Genomic DNA, 19,122 nt, shown 5'->3' with positions numbered 1-19,122 from the left:
TTTACTTCAAGAAAGAAGGGTGCGATCTTCTTCTTAAAGATTCGCTCCCGTTAATTTAATAACGTTTAATTTTAATTTATTTTAAAATACAAAATTTCGTATGCGTCAGGTGACTTCAATATTAAATGAGAATACAAAACTAAAATTCTTCCAATGAATTCTTCTTCATCTTGAACATTAATTTTGCTCTCATCAAAATCTATCGGTAAAAATAAAAGATAATTCCCTACAATTCTTGACCATAAATTTTGTATATAACCAATGTCGGCTTTGCTGACTATTTTTGTAGAAGGTGTTGTTTTTCCATCCCACCAAAGGATAGTACATTCTTCATCACCATATAACTTTTTCACAAAATCAAATATCTCATATAAAACTTGTTCTTTGGACTCACCTGAAAATTCTTCAATCAGTGTCGTTATATTAGCATTTTCCCTTTCAACTTTATCAAGCCCCATTTCGTCTAAAAAACTATCCCATAAATGAGCCATAACATCATCACCTTTCTGGAATTAATGCTCCCGTTAATACAAGAAATGACTGCTCTTGTTGAGCAGCCAAACACGTTAGTTAGAATCACGCTAATCGGTTGGATTTTCTATCTCAAAATGAGAATGCCAATTTTCATAGTAATCATTTTTAGCTTCTATCCAAAATGCTACGATTGGAAATTTACGAAAAGTGTCATTTTGGATAACTTCATCAATCATTTCTTTAGCGGTTGTTTCTCCAAAATCCCGTACAAACACCTTTTTATCTAAGGGAAATTCTTTTACTGTGAACTTCGCCATTTCCTCATTCAAATAACCTGAATTTTCTTTTAACCAATGAATAGCAATTTCTTTGCTATGACTTATCACAACATTAGTAAGATAAAATTTAAAATCATCAGTTATGGCATAGGCATTTAATTCTTTAAACTTTTTCATATTCAACCACCACCTAAGAAACAGATACCCTATTTATACCCAATCATTGTTCACCTATCCTTATCCTTTAGTTGAAAATACAAATTTCTTTTTCCATATCATGTTATTAGCGGTCGTTTACACTTTCGGCAATGTTGTAGTTTCCCTTTTATTTATAACTGATCTGGCTTATCCCTTTATTTTCTTTACATTAACCGAATGAAAGCAGACAATATATAGTTTTACCAATACAAAAATGCTTTCGAATCGCAGATTTATAACAGAGTTGCTGACTAGAAGTGTTAAATTTTAAAAAAACACCCACAGAATTTGTGAGTGTCAACTATACATTTGGAATGATATTTATTTTTAGTTGTCAATGCCGGGGAGCGAAGCGACCACATGAACGGAGCGGAGCGGAGTTCATGTAAGTTAATCACCATAAGTTCTCGGGGGTGCTACCACAAACATTTCACTAAATTTGTGGCAAAAACCGCCACAAATTATAGTGAAACGCTGTCGATGCACCACCCCCGAACCCCCTCACATCGACTAAATGTAATACTTATATAGATTGTTTCTATCATTGCATTTGTACACAACCCACTCTAGTATATTTAAATATTATTACTAGTTTGGGATGTGTACAAAATTGCTTTCTTATTATTTTGCATATATCAAGACTCAAAGTCATTATCATAACCTCCAACATAATCTAAAAATCCTTCCTTTGATTTCTTTTTCATTTCTTTACGTAATAATGCTTCTAATCCAGCAATTTCTGATTTGTCTTTTAAGATTATTGATAGGATTTTCAACGTGTTCATGAAATATGTCCTCCTCCAGAAAGATTTAGTGTCTTGGTATTTTTTACTATTTTGTCTATTCTGTGTTAAGTTTATAAACTTCTTAAAATACGCTTGGTCAAATTCTTCTTTTGATACTTCTTTTATTACTTTTTCATCGATGACTGAAACGCCTATCGCTTGGTACATATACTTAATGCCAAACTCCTTTTCCATTTGTTTATTAACTACTTCAATGATTTCCTTCATTCTTACACTTTTATGACCAAAAGATAAATTTGCTTGAATATACTGGGTGTATTTAATATCAAATGATTCTACTAATTCCTTTTTAAAATTTGTTGCTTCTTCATATCTTTCTTCCTCAACTTCCTCATAGTTACCATCAATAGTTCTAAAAATGTAACTTATTGACCTAGTGATTCTTCCCTCCTTTTCTAAACGTCTGAATGAGTTCGCTATAAGTGACTTGTTAAAATTGCTAATAGCTTTATTAAATTCACTTACTATCTCTTTAGGATTAACGAGAACTCCCATATGAAGTTCTTTAATTTCTTCAGTTAATTCCTCATTGAAGATTGAATTTCGTTGAAACAAGTCAAATAGTCTAATCCAAGCATTATATGGTCGTGTACCCCCGAAACCAGCCTTAACAAGAATATTAAAAAAATATTCTTTCATCGTTTCTTCTTCTTCAGTTGGAACAGTTCCTTTGTAATTGTACTCCCTCTCAGTCATTTCTTCTTTTTTGTTCTTAAGGATGTATCTACGCCCTTTTCCTTTACCTTTAACTTCAACATTGTGGTAAATCGTTTCCAGTTTCCGCAAAAGTGCATCCAATGTTCTGTTAGTTGATAAACAACCTCTCTTTTTCCAAACAGATGTAATAAATTCAGAGCCGTCATAACCATGTTGAATTGTGATGTTTATTGCTTCTTCTTCTGTAAATGCATTTTCATTATTCATCTTCAAACATCTCCTTTATTAATCAGTAGATGTTTATAGACAACAAAAAAAGCTAATAGTCTATAAACATGATAAATAGAATAGGCGAGTGCCTATTTTATTTTCGTTAAAGACCATTAGCTATAACTTCAGCTCAATGTAATATTTAGTTACTATAAATACTACTATGATTAACCCTACTTGTCAAAAAGTCTTCCTACACATCTAATCGATTTAAAAGAATTGCACTTGCATTCTGTACTCTCAATTTCCCCCACATTGCAACATACCTATTGTTAAAGTGAAGTTTATTGATCAGTTCCTATATTTCAAATGTTCCATAATCAAACATTACAAAGTCTGATATTATACATGACTAAAATTAATGCTCAACTTTCAAACTCTTTAAACCTCAACCCCTTTTTATTATAGGTATAGGTAACTGGACATTAATTTAATTGTGATAGCTCGCATTATTTAATCCCTGATTGTCGGGGTATAAGTATTATAGCCATTAGTTAAAGCACACCACACCTTCATACTGTAAAGCTTGCCCCTAAATAAATAGAAGCGGTATAACCGCTTCTTAAAATATAATATAGGAAACCTTTTGGACAATAGGGCTTTTGTTTTGTTTCGGTCAAAAATACCCGCTAGATTAGCATAAAACACTAAAGATAATACTATTTCTACGGTCACATTTCGGTCACAAGCTCCCCTCAAACCACCTTGCATTAGGAAGTGCCTACGCATTCTGTATCGAAGGCGGTAAGGAAATGAGCAAGGAAGAGCTTGAGAAGAACGGCTTAAACACAAGCCTAACGCACGTTGATTTCATGATGGGATCTGCAGACATGAACATCGACGGTGTTTATGCAGATGGTAAGCGCGAGCCAATTTTCCGTGAAGGAAACTGGGCATTTTAATATAAAAGGAGCCACGTGTTGCATCATGAAACACGTGGCTTTTCTATGTCTATACACGGAACGCATCATTTCCTAAACTTACCTTCATTATATTCTTTCAATTGGTAATACTAGTTATAAAAGGAGGGATTTGAATGGCAGATCCATATTTATGTCCTAACTGTAAAACGAATCGTTCTCGCTTTAACTTGATTCAACAAGTGGTAACTCCCGTCAAAATTGATTCTAAAAGTGGTGACATTGTAGAACAATATGAAAATAACAATGCAGGTCCCCTACATATGCCTTATCGCGGGCCTGAGCTACGAGTTCAATGTGCAACCTGCGGCCTTGTTGAAGATGAAAGAATGTTTGTGAAAAGAGCACAGCAAGGATAGGAGACCGTTGTTACATGCTTCGTTGTTTTTTTCCTTAATCGTTCCGTAAATTTAACACATTGAAAAAAGTACTGATTATGCTCTAATCAGTACTTTTGTATTATTCAAAAATCGAGATAACTTGTTTTCCTAATAAGAAGCTACCAATCGCATAAGCCTCGGCCTGGTCTCTCATTTTCATTGTTTGGGACGTAGCACCATCGTACACTTGCAACTCATAAGCTTGATAAGATGGCTTTTCTTCAAACGCGTCTCTTAGAAACCTTGACGTTTCAGCAAGACCATGGTTACCTCGATACATGATTTCGTAAAAAGAAATAAATCCGTGAAACACACCATTATATCGGATCGCTTCAACAGGAACACCATGCTCTACTAATTTTTCTGCATAGCTTCGCCTTCATCACGCAACGGATCAAACTCAGCTGTTATCACAATAGCAGGAGGTAAATTAGACAAATTATCTGCATCTAGTGGAGACGTATAATCATGAACCCAAAAAGCTTCGTCAGGTGTATAGGTATCACGAGCCCGCATCATCACACTTCTTGATAATAGATAATAACCGCTATCATACTTCAACCTTGAATCAAACTCAATATCTGCGAACGTCGTTAAAGGATATAACAACGCTTGTGCAGAAATACCAGGTCCATTACGGTCTCTAGACATTAACGTGACAACAGTAGCAATGTTTCCACCTGCACTATCTCCAGCTACAGCGATACTAGAAGGGTCGCCACCTAAATCTGCTGCATTTGTATATGCCCAAACAAGTGCATCATAACTATCTTCTATTGCAGCAGGAAAAGGGTAAGCAGGAGCTACACGATAACCAACCGCAATCACAATACTATTCGTTCTAGCCGCAAGTGACCTTACAATATTATCATGCGTATGAATGTTTCCATATCCTTCCATGAAGCTCCTCCATGGTAATAAAGAATGATCGGATGAGGCCCTTCTGCAATCGGTTTATATATTTTAGATTCAATTGTACTTCCATCTGAAACCGGAATGTCGACCATTTCACTTGTGAACCTAGGAGCTCCTCTTGGCGAGAAGAACTTCGGTGCACTCATATCTGGTGTCACAAGATTATGGTGAACAGCGTGAAGTAAAACCGCTGTTTTTGGGGGGACTTTCCCAGCTTCTGTATGAGCCCAATAATGCACAAAAAGGATAACCGTTAAAGAGCTCATAATTAGACCAAGTGACGCAACCATTAACCATATGCTTAGTTTCTTGAAGATTCTCTTCACAGCGCCACCTCCAATATAGATTATTATATCAAAAAAGGGTTCGACACGTAAGAGATTTTATCAACTTTTTCCGCATTTTTACACATTTCATATGGTTAGTCTATTCACAATTAAGCCTGTCCGTGCAGAATTCAACGAATTAGTCACGCCAATTCGAATCAATAAACTCATCTCGTCCAGATTTCTGGCGATCTAGTTTATATTCTTTCGGGCTTTTCTTGTAGAAATCTTGGTGGTAATCTTCAGCCAAGTAAAATACACTAGCTTCCATGATTTCGGTTACAATTGGGTTTTTAAATCGGCCACTTTTCTCTACATTTTCCTTTGAACGTTCAGCTTCAACTCTTTGTTGTTCATTATGATAAAAGATGGCAGTGCGATACTGTGGTCCTCTGTCTTGAAATTGGCCTCCATCATCCGTTGGATCTATCTGAGGCCAGTAAAGCGAAAGTAATTTTTCGTAAGCAAAAACACTAGAATCAAATGTAATTTGAACGACTTCATAGTGTCCGCTTTCACCTGTTTTCACATCTTTATATGTAGGATTCTCCACATGACCTCCCATGTAACCAGATTCAACTTTTATAATACCTGGTAGCTCATCGAAAGGTTGAACCATACACCAAAAACATCCGCCAGCAAATGTTGCTTTTTCTATCGTCTTTTTCGTCATGTTATTCTCTCCTCGTTTCAAACTGTAACTATATCAAAATAACAATAATCCCTCTCTCAATTATACAAGCCCCGCACACCTTCTTAACTTTTTTAATCATTTCACAAAAAATAGGTAAACAGCCCAAACCATGTTAGGGCGAACGCATAAGATGTGAGTGGAATTTGATTAAAGGAGGCAATTAAAAATGCATAATGTAAATCACGGCGAACATAACCGGCCACAAATGATTTCAACAGTAGATCCTTTTGTTGTTCAGACACTTCAATCGTTAATGGGTAAACACACTGTCATTGAGACAACTAGAGGAAGTGTTCGTGGAACCGTTTGTGATGTCAAACCAGATCATGTTGTAATTGAAGCTCACCATACATCTTTTTTCGTTCGTATTCAAGAAATTGTTTGGATCATGCCTTCATAAATGAGATAAAAGTCAGAGAGTCTGAATAAACTCTCTGACTTTTTCACTTTTCAGAACAGTTTAATCCGCCTGCTCACTGCTTTCCTCGTATACAAATTCAATTTCTTCATTTTTTCTGCTATATTTAACTTTTAAATCATATCCCTTAAAATACCAGATGTCTTCTTCGGCAATGAAAAACACAATTCCATCCGTTTCTTCTCTCGCTCCGACACTAACAGGTTTCTCCTCTTCATGATGAATGCCTAATGAAAAACCACTTTGAATAGAACCACATCCGCCGTACCTAGCAAAGAAACGAATGTATTCATCTTTTTCTTTTAAATTAAATTCGTCTTTAAACCATTGAAGCGCGGGCTTAGTAACTTGTATATTCATCTACGTCACTCCTTTTTCACCTTATTATCATATCAATTTTTGCCAAGAAAGGCTATTAATCAGAACTGAAGTACATCAAATAAGTTTCTCTTCTGCAACTTTTTTAAAGACATGCATATCATATATAAAAAAGAGGAGGAGATGATACAAATGAGTATCACAAAGAAAACAATCTACTATGCACAGCTTTTTAAAAAGATGGGGATTATTACTAACCAACAAAAGGAAGACATCGTAAAATCATTAAATGACAAGTCATAAAAAAAAGTCTGAGCTTAAAGTAAGTATCAGATTATCCCTATCAATCTGTGACTTTAAGCCAGACTTTCACATTAATTTAATACGTATTTATCTATAGTCTCAACTAGTTTTACAATTTCTGGTTTACTAACTTGAGCATCAGCGCCTACTTTTTCGCCTTTGTGAAACAAATCATTCGTAATTAATGAAGAAAAAATCACAACAGGAAGATGCGCCAAGTCTTTATTCCCTTTAATTTTAACGGTTAAATGATGACCATCCATTTGTGGCATCTCAATATCCGTTATAATGATATCCACTCGTTTTCGAACTTCATCACTGCCCTCTTCGGCAAGTAGTTGCAAATGTTCCCATGCACTTCTACCATTCTCAAAAAACTGCAAATTCTCATAACCAGCTTCTGATAGCGTGTCATACAATAACTTACGAAGGATAGCTGAATCTTCGGCGATTAAAATTCTCTTTGTTGAACGCTTTCTAGGTCCGAGTGCTTTGATTTTATCAACGGACAAGCCGGCTTCAGGGTTAATATCTACGACCACTTTTTCAAAGTCTAATAGCAATGCCATCATATCATCCATTTTAACAATTCCGATAGTTTGACTAATTCCGCCTTGTGAGAGTTCACTAGGCTTTTCAATCTGTTCCCAAGAAATTCGGTGTATCCTTGAAACACTATGAACATGGAAGGCTACTTTAGTTTTGTTTAGCTCAGAGATGATGAACTTATCTTGCTCTGGCTGCTCTGATTCAGGTAAGTTTAAAACTTTAGCTAAATTTACAACCGGAATGACCTCTTGGCGTAAGCGGATAATCCCTTCAACGTTTTCATGTCCATTTGGTGTTGGAGTGATTGGCAGTGGATTTATTATCTCTCTTACTTTTAATACATTAATTCCAAACGTACTGTTATGAACAGTAAACATAATAATTTCAAGTTCATTTGTGCCACTTTCTAATAAAATGTTACTTTTTGTAGTTTCACTCATGTTTGCTTCCTCCAATGATCAGAACACTCATATTCAGCTAATACCAATTACCTATATTCTATAATTGAATCTTCAATTCAGCAACCTTTATTTTGAGCTCTTAAATAATAAAAAAAAGTGCCTTACCTAGACCTTTCTAATAAGATCTACTGTAAGACACTTAAAACTTAAATATGAATCGTAATGTCACTTGTTTCACGTAAATTTTCTACTAATTGCATTGTTTGTTCTTGCTCTTGTTCTTGTAAGAAAGAATATTCAAGTTCATCCTTATAATCTTCAAATGCTGGTGCTTCACTTTCATCTTCTACCATTGCTAGCATTTCATCATATAAAGCTTGTAATTCCTCTTCTGTAGGGTTAGTAATTGTTAAGTTTTGCTGAATGTATTTATCACGTTTAACATAGTCAACAATATCAGAACGAAGCTCTTCCATTGTCACACCTTGTTCGTCTAGTAATGCTTGAAGATCTTCTTCTGATTCAATCGGTAATTCCTCAATTAGTGTAGCAATTTCTTGATCTATATCTTCTTCTGACACTTCAATATCCTCAGCATTAGCTGCTTGGACGATTAATTTTTCATTGATGATTTGTTGCAATATACTTTCCTCGATCATCTCTAGATAACTTCTACCTTCTTCACTATCTAGATCAAAACCTTGCATAGCTAAACTCGAAGCTTGTTGCTGAAGATTAGCGACATAAATTTCTTTCTCAATGTCTTCTCCATTTACCGTTGCTATAATTTCAGGAATACTTTCCGTATCAATAATAGAGTTTATATCTTGATCAACTGCAACTGATTCTTCCTCAGGAGTAGCAACGGTTTCTTCCTGTTCCGTTTCTTCGCCCCCACATGCAGCTAGTCCAATAGCTAACACGAAAATTCCTAAACCCATTGTTATTTTTTTCAATCTACTCAATCCCCTTTCTTAATTCCAAGCCTTGTGCCATTGTACCATAATTCAATCCTTATTTCAGAAAGAGTAACTACTAATCATTCCCCAAACTAGAATAAATGGTTGAATATCAAATTTTATGAAATAAAAAAGCTCTGTTATCTTTGTTTTATAAGGAGTTGCTAGTTTATCTTTTGTAATTGACAAAAACTATGTAAAAAATGAGGATGACTTACACACCCCTTTTAACAGGCTTTAAGTCATCCTTATTAATATAATATCGACTAACAACAATCTTGACCGCCACCTCGCATTACTAGTCCTGGTTGCCCTTCAGATTCTTGGTAATCAAGTGTCAGATCTGCTACATGTTGTACTACGTCTTTTTCAATGGCAACATTAATGCCATTAATTACTTCTTGCTGATCAGATTCTGCTGGCTCATCCAGAGCTAGCCCTAACTTAGGACCACCTCAACCCATGCCCGCAAAAACAACACGTACTGTATTCATCCCGTGTTCTTTCATCGTCTCTTCAAGAAAAGTTCTTGCTTGATCTGTAATATTCATCTAATCACCTCACTTCTATTTAATTAGTATAAATCAAACCGAGATAAATTTCATATAACTCGCTTAATTAGTTGTTCAAAGTTGCCTTTTAAAAAGTTTTCTACTTGAGAAGCTGAGTATAATTTCACTAATTCATTTACGAGATTCACAAAGTCACCACTATGTTCTAGCTGAACCACTTTATCTGTTATCCCATCAAAATCAGAGCCAAAACCAACATGATGTTCAGCTCCAAGTGAACACATGTGGTCAAGGTGATTTAGAACATCTTTAATCGTACTAGGACTTTTTTCAGTGATAAAAGCCGGACAAAAAACAAGCCCTATATACCCTTGATTAGCCACTAATCCTTGAATTTGATCATCATATAAGTTTCTAGGATGATCACATAATAGCCTAGCATTTGAATGTGAAGCAATAGGACAATGAGCTATCTCCATCACATCCCAAAATCCTTTTACGCTTAAATGTGAAACATCCGTCAATACATGATTTTTGTTATTTAACTTGACTAACTCTTTGCCTAAACTGGTCAAACCAGCTCCACGCGGCTCACCTACTCCATCAGCACAAAGGTTAGCTTGATTCCATGTTAAACCGACAGATAAAATGCCTAGTTGATGTAAGATAGATAATTTAGTTAAGTCATCTCCAATCGCATCGACACCCTCTAAAGTTAGAACAACTCCTATTTCATCCTCTTGCAAAGTGGCTAACTCTGCCCAACTTTTGATATGTCGTAATTTTTCATTTGCAGGTAGAACCTTTTCATGAAAAATAGCAATTTGTTCTAGAACCACTTGGAACTTTTGATCTTGCTTAATAAAGGGTTCAACAAAGATAGCAAAAAGCTGGACTTTTACATTGCCAGTAACTAACCGATTAAAATTAGTATCTACATCAGGCGAATCTAAAAACGGACGTTCAGGTGCTTCCCAAAGTTTCAGCAAAGCGTCACAGTGCGAATCTATGATTCCTGCTTTCACATTATTTCCTCCTTTAATAATAAGCTTTAGTCCTTGCACACTTAAAATTCTCCATTCATACATATATACTAACTACTACTTCAAAACGAGGTGACACACTCATGTCGTCGGATCAACAGCCTTGGTCAAAAAAACTTCCCCAAGGATATCAAGACATTTTAAAATCAATTGATGGTTTTTTCCAACAAACATTTCAAAATATCCAGGAAAATCCATTGTTTCTTATGCCCATTCCCGTTAATGTCTATGAAACGAAAACCGGTATTATTATTGAAGCAGAACTACCAGGTGTGGAGAAAAGACAAATTGGACTTGATATTTTCCAGCAATCCATCCGAATCCAAGTGACAGAAGAAGAACGAACTGAAATTATTGATGATCATTCAGGTACTTTAGAACGAAGAGGCAGTAAGCAAGTTAGACAGCGTGTCATCCAAGTTCCTTTTATCATTCGAGAGAAAGACGTCAAAGCCAGCTATAAAAACGGCTTACTTCGTATCTCAATTCCAAGTAACCGAAAACAAATAACCATTGAGTAAGGAGGTCGATTAGGATGTTTCAACCTAATCAACAGCAAAGACAAATGAATAACCGGCATTTCCCACATCACCAAGGGCCTTATCATCAACAACCTTATCAACATCACCCAATGCAACATAACATTAGACCACCACATCATACCCCTCCATTTCAGGGACCTAATATGGGGATGATGCAGCAACCATACAACCAACCAAGTAACAAAGCTTCATTTTTTAAAACAGCGTTTACTAATGAAAGTGGTAAATTCGATATGGGAAAAACCGTTAGTACCGTCGATCAAGTCGTTAAAACGATGCATCAGGTTTCACCAATCGTTAAGTCAGTTGGTAGTTTCTTTATTAAAAAATAATTACACTTCTTTTATATGTAAGCCATAAGCAAGTGTTTGATTGGCGTTTATCAACTTAATTCCTTGAGAGGGAACGTAATCAATCTTTATAAAAGAACCGATCTCGTCCTTCGCTTTTTGATCATATACAAACAATAAATTGTGAAGGTTTATTTGATAATCTGTTTTACTCGGCTCATCCAGAGCGAGGTCATACTCAATCATCGTACTTCATTCAAACGTATCAATTGCTCTAACACGAATCGCTCTCGTGTCTTCTAGAGCTAACAAAAATTTTGAGGCTTGTTCTGTCAACCGTATTTCCATTAGAAAATTCCTTTCTGAAATTATTTTATAAGGAGGAATCTCAAAGGATAAATCTGACCTTTAAAGATTCCTCTCTTTTAATCTTTCTTCAATTTGAAAATAAGTAATCCAACGGTCCCAATCGTCGCACTGATACTTAAGATAAAATATAAGTTTGAGATCGATGTTAATTCTATTATAGTTCCTCCTAAAAGTGAACCGATAATACCTGCTACTCCAAAAATAATGGTAATAAAGAGTACATGCCCTGTTGCTTGAAGATGTTCTGGTATTAATTTATTAACGTATTGAAAAGCCGCTAAATAAAGAACCCCAAACGTTAACCCATGAGTAATTTGAATCGGCATAATAAACCATGGATTTGTTACAAAGGCCATTAATAACCAACGGACTAAATAAATCCCTCCTGCTAACACAATAAATGAAAGTGGAGACCATTTCCTAAACCAGATGGCACTAGTAGCAAATACAATTGCTTCTGCCATTACTCCAATGAACCAAGCCCATCCAATCATAGCTTCTGGTCCACCTAGGTCAACAATGTATAAACCAAGATAAATGTCATTAGCTCTGTGCGAAACAGAGATAAATAGCAATAAAAAGAAAAAGAGCATAAGAGGCGGGTTTGCCACTAGTTTTACCGCATCAATAATCGTAACTGGTCTACTAACACCTGGTACATCTTTTATTGTTAATGCCACTAAGAAAGCGATCACAGCCATTAGTAACATCGGGTACATAATGTTTTCAATTCCTATCACCGTTAATACATAACCGACAATAAGTGACGTAATGGCAAAGCCTAATGATCCCCATAAGCGAATGCGCCCAAAGCTAATCTTCTGTTGCATCGCCGTTTTTTGCGAAAGCGAGTCTCCTAAAGCAGTTGTTGGTGATATAAAGAAAAATAATAGAAAGATAATCATTAAATAACCAACAAAAGAATGAACAAATATAAACGTAATAATCGTCAAAGTAACTCCGATTAACGCTATTAAAATCATTTTTTTTATACTTTTATATTTGTCGCTTAGATATCCCCACATTGGTTGCCCGAGAATGGTTGCTAAAGGACCAATCGCCATTAACACACCAACTTGAGATCCAGTTAATCCCCCTTCCTTGAAGAAAACTGGAATATAGCCATTTATAATGGTCATCGTTGAATGGATGAAAAACAAATAAGCCATTAAACGGTAAACTGTTTTATCTATCATAACAAACTCCCTCTACCTAAATTAAACACACCTAACTAGATTACTTCTTCCAAAACTCTTTTACTAGATTATTTTACTTCCAAATGAAAAAGTCTGATCTCTTTTGGCATATACTCCAATGTCGATCAGACCAACTATTACAGCAAACCTTCTTGTTCAAACAAATAATCATAAGGTATATCAAGAAATAAAAACAAGTTATCCGTAATGGGGTGGGAATAAGTGCGAATTCTTTCATCCCGCTCAATATCAGTATAAAGGTCAGACAAGAAGCCTCTTTTTTCAATATTCATCCGAATGATATTTTCTAAAAAATAAGGTCGCCAACTCCAGTTTTTAAAGCGTCCCTCTTCGATTAATGTCCACTCTTTATTTTCGTTTTTCTCCAAGTTAGAAGACTGTTGAAAGCCTTCGGAATCACAAACATATATTCTAAATGCATAGCGTTCCATCGCTCGGGCTACTTTTTGAATCAATTCATCGTAGCTATCCTCTGAATTGATCACTTTTAGTACCTGCTTCAGTTGAAGATTTAAATGATTCGTCAACTCAAATTGCGCTGCTACCTTTTTCCGCTCATACACGATAAAATGATGAAACACTTTTTGCATTTTTTCCTTACAACAATATGGATCTACAAATGAGGGGTTGGGTGACTGTAAATAAAATCCTTGATAGTAACGTCCGCCATTTCTCCATGAATAATTAAGTTGATTAAACGTAGAGACCCCTTCAAATAATAAAGTTGCTCCTATTTTTCTAGAAAGCATTGATAACGATTGATGAACTTCCGAATATAAATGGGGCAATTCCTCATCTTCCATAAACGTAACATCTACTTTAATGATATTAGGTTTTAATTTAGCTATTAAATCTAAGTTACTGCCATTATGTCCAACATCATCTATCGCCAATCTAAACCCTAGGCTTTGAATATAGAAAAAGAAATGTCTGTATTCATCTACATACTCAATTAAATCTTCTTCCTTCAACTCCAATACAATTTGCGAATATTTTAAACCCTTTTTTCGGTAAATGTCCATGTTTGCTAAAAAAGCTTCACCGTTATCTTTTAGCAAAAGAGATGCATCATAATTAAAAGCCATAATAGCAGATTGATCTGTTTCAAGGTATTTATCTAGAGCTAATTTTTGGATATGTTCATCTAACTCCATCCGGTACTCATCGGGAATGCTTTTATCTTGAAAAAACCAACCTAAGCTCTCCACTCCCTCAGAAGTTTTTAACCTAGCCAGTACTTCATACCCAACTACTAGTTGTTTATCGGCACTAAATATTGGCTGAAAAAAAGGAATAACTTGTTCTTTATTCATCATGACGTCTAAAGGATCCATAACTCCACCTCCTACTGAGAAAAAGACATGAACGTCACTCATATGTCTATACAGTAGTAATTCCGTTTCAATTTAGCAATTTCATTATAGCATAGCTACAATTACTGAAAAGAGGTATTTGTTCTAGTTATTGTAATTTTTCTATCATAAACAATTAGTGAATCAACCATTAGAAAAGTCCCCCACTTAATGTAAAAATCGTTGTTCTTGTAATCCGAAAGAACTACAATAGAAGTACTTACATGTAAAGGAACGATACAATGAACACCTATAACACATTTATTAATCAATTACTGCGATATTACTTTTTCAGTTCATTCATTTCCGTAATCGGTTGTGGTGGTGTCTTAATTGCCACTACACTAGAAATTCAGAAAGCGGATATCCCTGTTTTGATTTTAATTATCTTACTTTCTTTCTGTAGCATGGCTTTACTTGAAGTATTAAAGTTTCTACAGGATCGCAAGCCAATTTTAATTGCTCTTCAATCACCTAACCCAACATTAAAGCAACTAGAGAACGCTTATAAACAAACACACCTATTCCCGATTTTAACTTGTATGCGGATTTTAATCCCACATTTCTTAGGGTTTAGTGTTCCTGCCGTTTTACTCACGACAGGAGCCATTTATTATGAATGGCTTACGCTCAGTTACATTTATGTCCTTTATGGATTTCTGAGTGCCGTGTTAATTGCTTCAATGCATGCCATGATTGAGTATTATAAGACGACTATCGCGATTGAGCCAATCATTAAGAAATTACAGGAGATGGCTTACCAACATTATCAACATAAGCTCACCTTGAAAGGGAAAGTTCTCGTTCCCATTCGGACAAAATTCCAATTCAGTTCTATTGTAATAGGAGCATTTCCACTATTGTTATTTAGTTTAGCTACACAAGTACGATTAACTCAAGAAGGTCACCTCTTAATTGAACACTTTTGGATTTGGTCCATGTTAGTTTTAATCGTTGGTGTTTGTTTATCTATATATGGTGCTAAGCTATTATTAACCATTGTTATGCGTCCATTAGATCAATTAACCTCAGATATAGCAAGTGTAGAAAAAGGGAATTTCACAAGAGAAACGGCAGATTTCTATTCAGATGAATTTTCAAGATTAGTCCATGGTTATAATCATATGGTAGCGGGACTTCAAGAAAGAGAAACCAAAAATATAAAAATGAATGAAAGTTTTTTCACTACATTAGCAGCTGCTCTTGATGCTAGAGATCCCTACACCTCAGGCCATTCAGAGCGAGTCGCTGTTTATGCTGTTGCAATCGGAGAAAAAGTGGGATTATCGCAGGCGGAATTAACTATTCTTAAAAAAACTGGTTTGCTTCACGATATCGGTAAAATCGCTGTACCTGATGCCATTCTTTTAAAAGATGGTCATTTAACAGATGAGGAATTCCAACTCATAAAACAACATCCAGTACGTGGAGAAGAAATTCTACAGCAAATCCAACCACGAGAAATAATGGCTAAGTATATACCTGGGGTACGTTCACACCACGAGCGAATAGATGGCTTAGGCTATCCTGATCAACTTCACGGTGATCAAATTCCTATTTACGGACGTATACTAGCCGTCGCAGATGCATTTGATGCGATGACATCAGACCGTCCCTACCGTAAAGGAATGACCAAGGAAAAAGCTCTACAAATCCTCATTTCAGGTAAAGGGACACAATGGGAGCCTTTATTTGTAGATTACTTTATAGAATGGATTATGGAAAAAGAACATATTGTGAGTTGAAACAGTAAAACCTACTATGTTAAAAACAAGCGCTCAGTTACGTCATGGAACTGAATCGCTTGTTTTTTGGGTTTTTATGACTACAAACTTCCAAGATCATATGGCGTTTCTTGATACACATAATAGTTAAGCCAATTTGAAAAAAGCAAGTTCGAATGTGCTCTCCACCTTAGTCTAGGCGGTAATTGATCGTTATTCTGTGGAAAATAATTATGTGGTAAATGAATGTCCAACCCTTTTTCCAAATCTCTTTCATACTCCTGTTGAAGCGTACAAACATCATATTCAGAATGACCTGTCACAAAAATTTGTTTGCCATTCCTAGAGGCAACAATATACACTCCTGCCCCTTCAGCCATGCTTAATATCTCAAGATCATTGACTTGTTCAATGTCTTCTTTTCGAACATCTGTATGACGAGAGTGTGGAGCTAGAAACTCATCATCAAAACCACGTAATAAATTGACATTTTGCTTTTCAATTGAATGATTATAAACACCAAAAACCTTTTTTTCTAATGAATATTTATTGATCCCATAATGATGATATAAACCAGCTTGAGCTCCCCAACAAATGTGCAACGTGGACGTGACATTATCGACGCTCCAATTCATTATTTCTTGAAGTTCTTCCCAATATGTAACTTCCTCAAATTCAAGCATCTCAATCGGAGCCCCTGTTATAATCATCCCATCAAATTTACGAGCTTTAATCTCATCAAACGTTTTATAAAATGAATGCAAGTGCTCATGTGATGTATTTTTGGATACATGGGTATTTGGATAAATGAAAGATACTTCAACTTGAAGAGGACTATTCCCTAGCAATCGTAATAATTGTGTTTCCGTTGTCTCTTTTACTGGCATAAGGTTTAAAATTACTATTTTTAAAGGTCGTATATCTTGTGAGTAAGCACGACTCTCATCCATTACGAATATATTCTCAGCATTTAAAATCTCTTTTGCGGGCAAATTATCAGGAATCTTAATTGGCATTGATCATAAACTCCTTTTACTAGGTTCAATCTGTCGGTATGTAAATCAGTTGATCTCATCATACTAGTTTATGATATGATCTTTAGAACATACTTAAATAACATAACATTTCGATAATTTAACTTATCATGAATTGTTAGATTCTGCAATTATTTTAACCTAAAATAAGAGGGATGATCGAATTGAAAATAAGAATTGAATGGAGTTACCTTGTTTTAAAAACAAAACAATCATTTTTTATGAAATCTGAATTTATGTCTGTTGCTCACGCTCTGATGCTTCATGATGATCTAGAGAAAACTGGTCGATTAAAAAGCATTGATTTTTATGATGAACAAGATACAACATGGACTAAAAAAGAGCTACTCAAATTTTTAAAGCAATTTGAAACAGAGCCACATGATGTAAAAGCCTACATTGATGGAGGATTCGAGAAAGAAACTAAAAATTCCGGCGTCGGCTTGGCCATCTATTATAAGCAAAACCATAAAAATTGGCGACTACGCTTCAATGATACGTTAGAACTACTTGAAGATAATAATGAAGCAGAATATGCTGCACTCTATTTACTATTAAGACAACTTGAAGAGCTAGGTGTTCACCATCAAACGATTCAGGTTTATTCCGATTCAATGGTTGTGGTTAACCAAGCATCAGGCGAATGGCCTTGTTATGAAGAACATTATTTAGCATGGCTTGAACGAATTGATCAATTAACAGCAAAACTAGGTTTAACTATAAACTATGAATTAATCGACCGTAGCCTAAATAAGGAAGCTGATCAATTAGCCACTCAAGCTCTAGTCGGAACGAAAATTGAAGCGACAATTGAGAAACAAGCTTAAGGTAAGTGGTATGAGGGACGCGTGTGCGTTTAGTAAGGACACACAAGCCTCTATTTTCATTGATATCGCTCTTTTTGTGGATGTATTGGACAGCAGGTTCGTTATTGCTCATTTTCTACGAAAATCGAGACGGGATTCCTTCCTATAAGATCCTCTGTGTCCGCTCAGCCTTGAAAATCAATTGATTTTGGTTACATAAGGTCATCTGAGTCCGCGCTTCTCGTGTGGCTGACTCAGGAGACCTTATTCATGCGAAAATGACTCGGTTGGTGATGCACGTGGACTCTCGGTTCCTTATTCCCCATATTCTACGAAAATTGAGACTCGATTCCTCCCTCTAAGATCCGCTGTGTCCGCTCAGAGTTGAAAATCAGTTGATTTTGGTAACATAAGGTCATCTGAGTCCGCGCTTATCGTGAGGCGGACTCAGATGACCTTATTCATGCGAAAATGACTCGGTTGGTGATGCACGTGGACTCCTAGTTCCTTATTCCCCATATTCTACGAAAATCGAGACGGGTTTCCTCCCTATAAGATCCCCTGTGTCCGCTCAGGTGTCTCTCTAACCCAAACGAAAATAAAGCTCGAATCAGCAATTGATTCGGGCTTTATTTTTCAAATCTATTCTTGCCAATCTCCCCTAAGAATTCCCATCACACACACATCTTGATATTTTCCGAAACGGAAGAGCTCTTCTCGAAGTGTGCCCTCTAGACGGAAACCACATTTTTCATAAGAACGGATTGCTTTTTTGTTAAAACCAAATACTTGAAGTTTGACTTTATTCACATTCATATAATTGAAAATAAAGTTTAATAACACATTCATAGCATCCGTTCCATACCCTTTGCCTTGATAATCAGAACCTAATGAAATGCCTACATAGCAAGTTCCATTTTTCCAATTAACTAAGTAAACAGCAATTGTTCCGATAAACACATTTTGATCTAGTAACTCTACCGCGAACATAAAATCATCTTTTTCAGAGCTTATTTCACTAATAAACTTTTCATGATCCGCTAACATCGGAGGAAAGGGGATGCCGTCATTCATCAACAATCTACTTTCCATCACATCTTCAATGTTCATATAGTTTTGAAAATCCTCTTGAGTGATCTTACGTAATTTCACTTTGTTACCAGTTAAAAATGTTTCAGTATAAGCCTTTATCAATTTCATTTCCCCCAATTTGGCAGGGGCAGCAGTATAGGGTCTACTCTACCCCTTGCGACGTTTTTATTTTCAAATTATTTTCCAAAACGTCAACTGCAATTGGCGATAACATAGGCGCATCTCCTTATTGGTTAATACCATTAATATAAACAGTTTATTTTATGATATCAAGC

The 19,122-nt window shown here is 35.6% G+C and carries 24 protein-coding genes; 7 read left to right on the top strand and 17 right to left on the bottom strand.

Going from position 1 to position 19,122, the window contains the following annotated elements; genetic code table 11:
• Positions 1 to 71 precede the first annotated feature (71 nt).
• From JCM9157_RS13115 to JCM9157_RS13105, 3 genes are all read right to left on the bottom strand, one after another.
• Positions 72 to 491 (bottom strand): hypothetical protein, encoded by a 420-nt coding sequence (locus JCM9157_RS13115; protein WP_035665290.1) that lies wholly within the window; start codon positions 489 to 491, stop codon positions 72 to 74.
• 90 nt (positions 492 to 581) lie between these two features.
• Positions 582 to 929 (bottom strand): hypothetical protein, encoded by a 348-nt coding sequence (locus JCM9157_RS13110; protein ID WP_035665289.1) that lies wholly within the window; start codon positions 927 to 929, stop codon positions 582 to 584.
• A 656-nt stretch (positions 930 to 1,585) separates the two neighbouring features.
• The gene (locus JCM9157_RS13105) at positions 1,586 to 2,680 is read right to left on the bottom strand and encodes a hypothetical protein (protein WP_035665288.1); all 1,095 of its coding nucleotides are present in this window, start codon (positions 2,678 to 2,680) and stop codon (positions 1,586 to 1,588) included.
• A gap of 656 nt (positions 2,681 to 3,336) precedes the next feature.
• Here JCM9157_RS13105 and JCM9157_RS24050 point away from each other — a divergent pair.
• Positions 3,337 to 3,585: an aminopeptidase gene (locus JCM9157_RS24050; RefSeq protein WP_268870951.1), complete on the top strand. Its 249-nt coding sequence runs from the start codon at positions 3,337 to 3,339 to the stop codon at positions 3,583 to 3,585.
• Positions 3,586 to 3,719: 134 nt separating this feature from the next.
• Positions 3,720 to 3,962: a hypothetical protein gene (locus tag JCM9157_RS13100; RefSeq protein ID WP_035665286.1), complete on the top strand. Its 243-nt coding sequence runs from the start codon at positions 3,720 to 3,722 to the stop codon at positions 3,960 to 3,962.
• 100 nt (positions 3,963 to 4,062) lie between these two features.
• Here the strand turns inward: JCM9157_RS13100 and JCM9157_RS25355 are convergent, their stop codons facing one another.
• From JCM9157_RS25355 to msrA, 4 genes are all read right to left on the bottom strand, one after another.
• Positions 4,063 to 4,296, bottom strand: coding sequence for a hypothetical protein (locus JCM9157_RS25355; RefSeq protein ID WP_235714996.1), 234 nt, complete (start codon positions 4,294 to 4,296; stop codon positions 4,063 to 4,065).
• A gap of 41 nt (positions 4,297 to 4,337) precedes the next feature.
• Positions 4,338 to 4,883: an alpha/beta hydrolase gene (locus tag JCM9157_RS25350; protein WP_235714995.1), complete on the bottom strand. Its 546-nt coding sequence runs from the start codon at positions 4,881 to 4,883 to the stop codon at positions 4,338 to 4,340.
• Entirely contained in the window at positions 4,841 to 5,224 is a 384-nt protein-coding gene (locus JCM9157_RS25345; RefSeq protein WP_235714994.1) for a hypothetical protein, read from the bottom strand. The genes JCM9157_RS25350 and JCM9157_RS25345 overlap by 43 nt, the downstream gene beginning before the upstream one ends.
• Positions 5,225 to 5,363: 139 nt before the next feature.
• The gene (gene msrA, locus JCM9157_RS13090) at positions 5,364 to 5,897 is read right to left on the bottom strand and encodes a peptide-methionine (S)-S-oxide reductase MsrA (RefSeq protein ID WP_035665285.1); all 534 of its coding nucleotides are present in this window, start codon (positions 5,895 to 5,897) and stop codon (positions 5,364 to 5,366) included.
• A 187-nt stretch (positions 5,898 to 6,084) separates the two neighbouring features.
• On the opposite strand from msrA, the gene JCM9157_RS13085 reads away from it, so the two are divergent.
• On the top strand, positions 6,085 to 6,318 hold the full coding sequence (locus JCM9157_RS13085) for a YuzF family protein (protein WP_035665284.1): 234 nt from the start codon (positions 6,085 to 6,087) through the stop codon (positions 6,316 to 6,318).
• Positions 6,319 to 6,378: 60 nt separating this feature from the next.
• Here JCM9157_RS13085 and JCM9157_RS13080 read toward each other — a convergent pair whose 3' ends face one another.
• From JCM9157_RS13080 to JCM9157_RS13065, 5 genes are all read right to left on the bottom strand, one after another.
• Complete coding sequence (locus JCM9157_RS13080) at positions 6,379 to 6,696, bottom strand: HesB/YadR/YfhF family protein (RefSeq protein WP_035665283.1); 318 nt, start codon at positions 6,694 to 6,696, stop codon at positions 6,379 to 6,381.
• A gap of 332 nt (positions 6,697 to 7,028) precedes the next feature.
• A complete protein-coding gene (locus JCM9157_RS13075) occupies positions 7,029 to 7,946 on the bottom strand; it encodes a chemotaxis protein (protein WP_035665281.1) in 918 nt (305 codons plus the stop codon).
• A gap of 167 nt (positions 7,947 to 8,113) precedes the next feature.
• Positions 8,114 to 8,863: a SurA N-terminal domain-containing protein gene (locus JCM9157_RS13070; RefSeq protein WP_035665279.1), complete on the bottom strand. Its 750-nt coding sequence runs from the start codon at positions 8,861 to 8,863 to the stop codon at positions 8,114 to 8,116.
• Positions 8,864 to 9,132: 269 nt separating this feature from the next.
• A complete protein-coding gene (locus JCM9157_RS26230; RefSeq protein ID WP_439644347.1) occupies positions 9,133 to 9,417 on the bottom strand; it encodes an iron-sulfur cluster assembly accessory protein in 285 nt (94 codons plus the stop codon).
• A 50-nt stretch (positions 9,418 to 9,467) separates the two neighbouring features.
• Positions 9,468 to 10,403: a dipeptidase gene (locus JCM9157_RS13065; RefSeq protein ID WP_235714993.1), complete on the bottom strand. Its 936-nt coding sequence runs from the start codon at positions 10,401 to 10,403 to the stop codon at positions 9,468 to 9,470.
• Positions 10,404 to 10,504: 101 nt separating this feature from the next.
• Here JCM9157_RS13065 and JCM9157_RS13060 point away from each other — a divergent pair, with 101 nt between their 5' ends.
• On the top strand, positions 10,505 to 10,942 hold the full coding sequence (locus JCM9157_RS13060) for an Hsp20/alpha crystallin family protein (RefSeq protein WP_035665278.1): 438 nt from the start codon (positions 10,505 to 10,507) through the stop codon (positions 10,940 to 10,942).
• Positions 10,943 to 10,956: 14 nt separating this feature from the next.
• Positions 10,957 to 11,295 carry a YppG family protein gene (locus JCM9157_RS13055; RefSeq protein ID WP_035665277.1) on the top strand — a complete coding sequence of 113 codons (339 nt, stop codon included), beginning with the start codon at positions 10,957 to 10,959 and terminating at the stop codon, positions 11,293 to 11,295.
• Here the strand turns inward: JCM9157_RS13055 and JCM9157_RS13050 are convergent, their stop codons facing one another.
• From JCM9157_RS13050 to JCM9157_RS13040, 3 genes are all read right to left on the bottom strand, one after another.
• Positions 11,296 to 11,499, bottom strand: coding sequence for a hypothetical protein (locus tag JCM9157_RS13050; protein WP_035665276.1), 204 nt, complete (start codon positions 11,497 to 11,499; stop codon positions 11,296 to 11,298). It abuts the gene before it with no gap.
• Between the two features lie 179 nt (positions 11,500 to 11,678).
• Entirely contained in the window at positions 11,679 to 12,818 is a 1,140-nt protein-coding gene (locus JCM9157_RS13045) for an MFS transporter (protein ID WP_052013129.1), read from the bottom strand.
• A 137-nt stretch (positions 12,819 to 12,955) separates the two neighbouring features.
• Complete coding sequence (locus JCM9157_RS13040) at positions 12,956 to 14,173, bottom strand: EAL domain-containing protein (RefSeq protein ID WP_035665274.1); 1,218 nt, start codon at positions 14,171 to 14,173, stop codon at positions 12,956 to 12,958.
• A gap of 260 nt (positions 14,174 to 14,433) precedes the next feature.
• On the opposite strand from JCM9157_RS13040, the gene JCM9157_RS13035 reads away from it, so the two are divergent.
• Entirely contained in the window at positions 14,434 to 15,936 is a 1,503-nt protein-coding gene (locus JCM9157_RS13035; protein WP_035665272.1) for an HD domain-containing phosphohydrolase, read from the top strand.
• An 80-nt stretch (positions 15,937 to 16,016) separates the two neighbouring features.
• Here the strand turns inward: JCM9157_RS13035 and metA are convergent, their stop codons facing one another.
• A complete protein-coding gene (metA, locus tag JCM9157_RS13030) occupies positions 16,017 to 16,931 on the bottom strand; it encodes a homoserine O-acetyltransferase MetA (protein WP_035665271.1) in 915 nt (304 codons plus the stop codon).
• A 173-nt stretch (positions 16,932 to 17,104) separates the two neighbouring features.
• Here metA and JCM9157_RS13025 point away from each other — a divergent pair, with 173 nt between their 5' ends.
• Positions 17,105 to 17,776, top strand: a complete 672-nt coding sequence (locus tag JCM9157_RS13025; protein WP_369384751.1) for a reverse transcriptase-like protein — start codon at positions 17,105 to 17,107, stop codon at positions 17,774 to 17,776.
• Between the two features lie 621 nt (positions 17,777 to 18,397).
• Here the strand turns inward: JCM9157_RS13025 and JCM9157_RS13020 are convergent.
• Positions 18,398 to 18,955 carry a GNAT family N-acetyltransferase gene (locus JCM9157_RS13020; protein ID WP_081734175.1) on the bottom strand — a complete coding sequence of 186 codons (558 nt, stop codon included), beginning with the start codon at positions 18,953 to 18,955 and terminating at the stop codon, positions 18,398 to 18,400.
• Between the last annotated feature and the right edge of the window lie 167 nt (positions 18,956 to 19,122).

It is taken from the genome of Halalkalibacter akibai JCM 9157 (genome assembly GCF_000513135.1).
Lineage (GTDB): Bacteria > Bacillota > Bacilli > Bacillales > Bacillaceae_D > Halalkalibacter > Halalkalibacter akibai.
This window is presented reverse-complemented; position numbering and strand designations above follow the sequence as displayed.

Bases quoted from the DNA above. Each gene is read 5' to 3' on its own strand.
- JCM9157_RS13115 (WP_035665290.1), bottom strand. From the start codon at position 491: ATGGCTCATTTATGGGATAGTTTTTTAGACGAAATGGGGCTTGATAAA.
- JCM9157_RS13110 (WP_035665289.1), bottom strand. From the start codon at position 929: ATGAAAAAGTTTAAAGAATTAAATGCCTATGCCATAACTGATGATTTT.
- JCM9157_RS13105 (WP_035665288.1), bottom strand. From the start codon at position 2,680: ATGAATAATGAAAATGCATTTACAGAAGAAGAAGCAATAAACATCACA.
- JCM9157_RS13100 (WP_035665286.1), top strand. From the start codon at position 3,720: ATGGCAGATCCATATTTATGTCCTAACTGTAAAACGAATCGTTCTCGC.
- JCM9157_RS25350 (WP_235714995.1), bottom strand. From the start codon at position 4,883: ATGGAAGGATATGGAAACATTCATACGCATGATAATATTGTAAGGTCA.
- msrA (WP_035665285.1), bottom strand. From the start codon at position 5,897: ATGACGAAAAAGACGATAGAAAAAGCAACATTTGCTGGCGGATGTTTT.
- JCM9157_RS13085 (WP_035665284.1), top strand. From the start codon at position 6,085: ATGCATAATGTAAATCACGGCGAACATAACCGGCCACAAATGATTTCA.
- JCM9157_RS13080 (WP_035665283.1), bottom strand. From the start codon at position 6,696: ATGAATATACAAGTTACTAAGCCCGCGCTTCAATGGTTTAAAGACGAA.
- JCM9157_RS13075 (WP_035665281.1), bottom strand. From the start codon at position 7,946: ATGAGTGAAACTACAAAAAGTAACATTTTATTAGAAAGTGGCACAAAT.
- JCM9157_RS13060 (WP_035665278.1), top strand. From the start codon at position 10,505: ATGTCGTCGGATCAACAGCCTTGGTCAAAAAAACTTCCCCAAGGATAT.
- JCM9157_RS13055 (WP_035665277.1), top strand. From the start codon at position 10,957: ATGTTTCAACCTAATCAACAGCAAAGACAAATGAATAACCGGCATTTC.
- JCM9157_RS13050 (WP_035665276.1), bottom strand. From the start codon at position 11,499: ATGATTGAGTATGACCTCGCTCTGGATGAGCCGAGTAAAACAGATTAT.
- JCM9157_RS13045 (WP_052013129.1), bottom strand. From the start codon at position 12,818: ATGATAGATAAAACAGTTTACCGTTTAATGGCTTATTTGTTTTTCATC.
- JCM9157_RS13040 (WP_035665274.1), bottom strand. From the start codon at position 14,173: ATGGATCCTTTAGACGTCATGATGAATAAAGAACAAGTTATTCCTTTT.
- JCM9157_RS13035 (WP_035665272.1), top strand. From the start codon at position 14,434: ATGAACACCTATAACACATTTATTAATCAATTACTGCGATATTACTTT.
- metA (WP_035665271.1), bottom strand. From the start codon at position 16,931: ATGCCAATTAAGATTCCTGATAATTTGCCCGCAAAAGAGATTTTAAAT.
- JCM9157_RS13025 (WP_369384751.1), top strand. From the start codon at position 17,105: ATGATCGAATTGAAAATAAGAATTGAATGGAGTTACCTTGTTTTAAAA.
- JCM9157_RS13020 (WP_081734175.1), bottom strand. From the start codon at position 18,955: ATGAAATTGATAAAGGCTTATACTGAAACATTTTTAACTGGTAACAAA.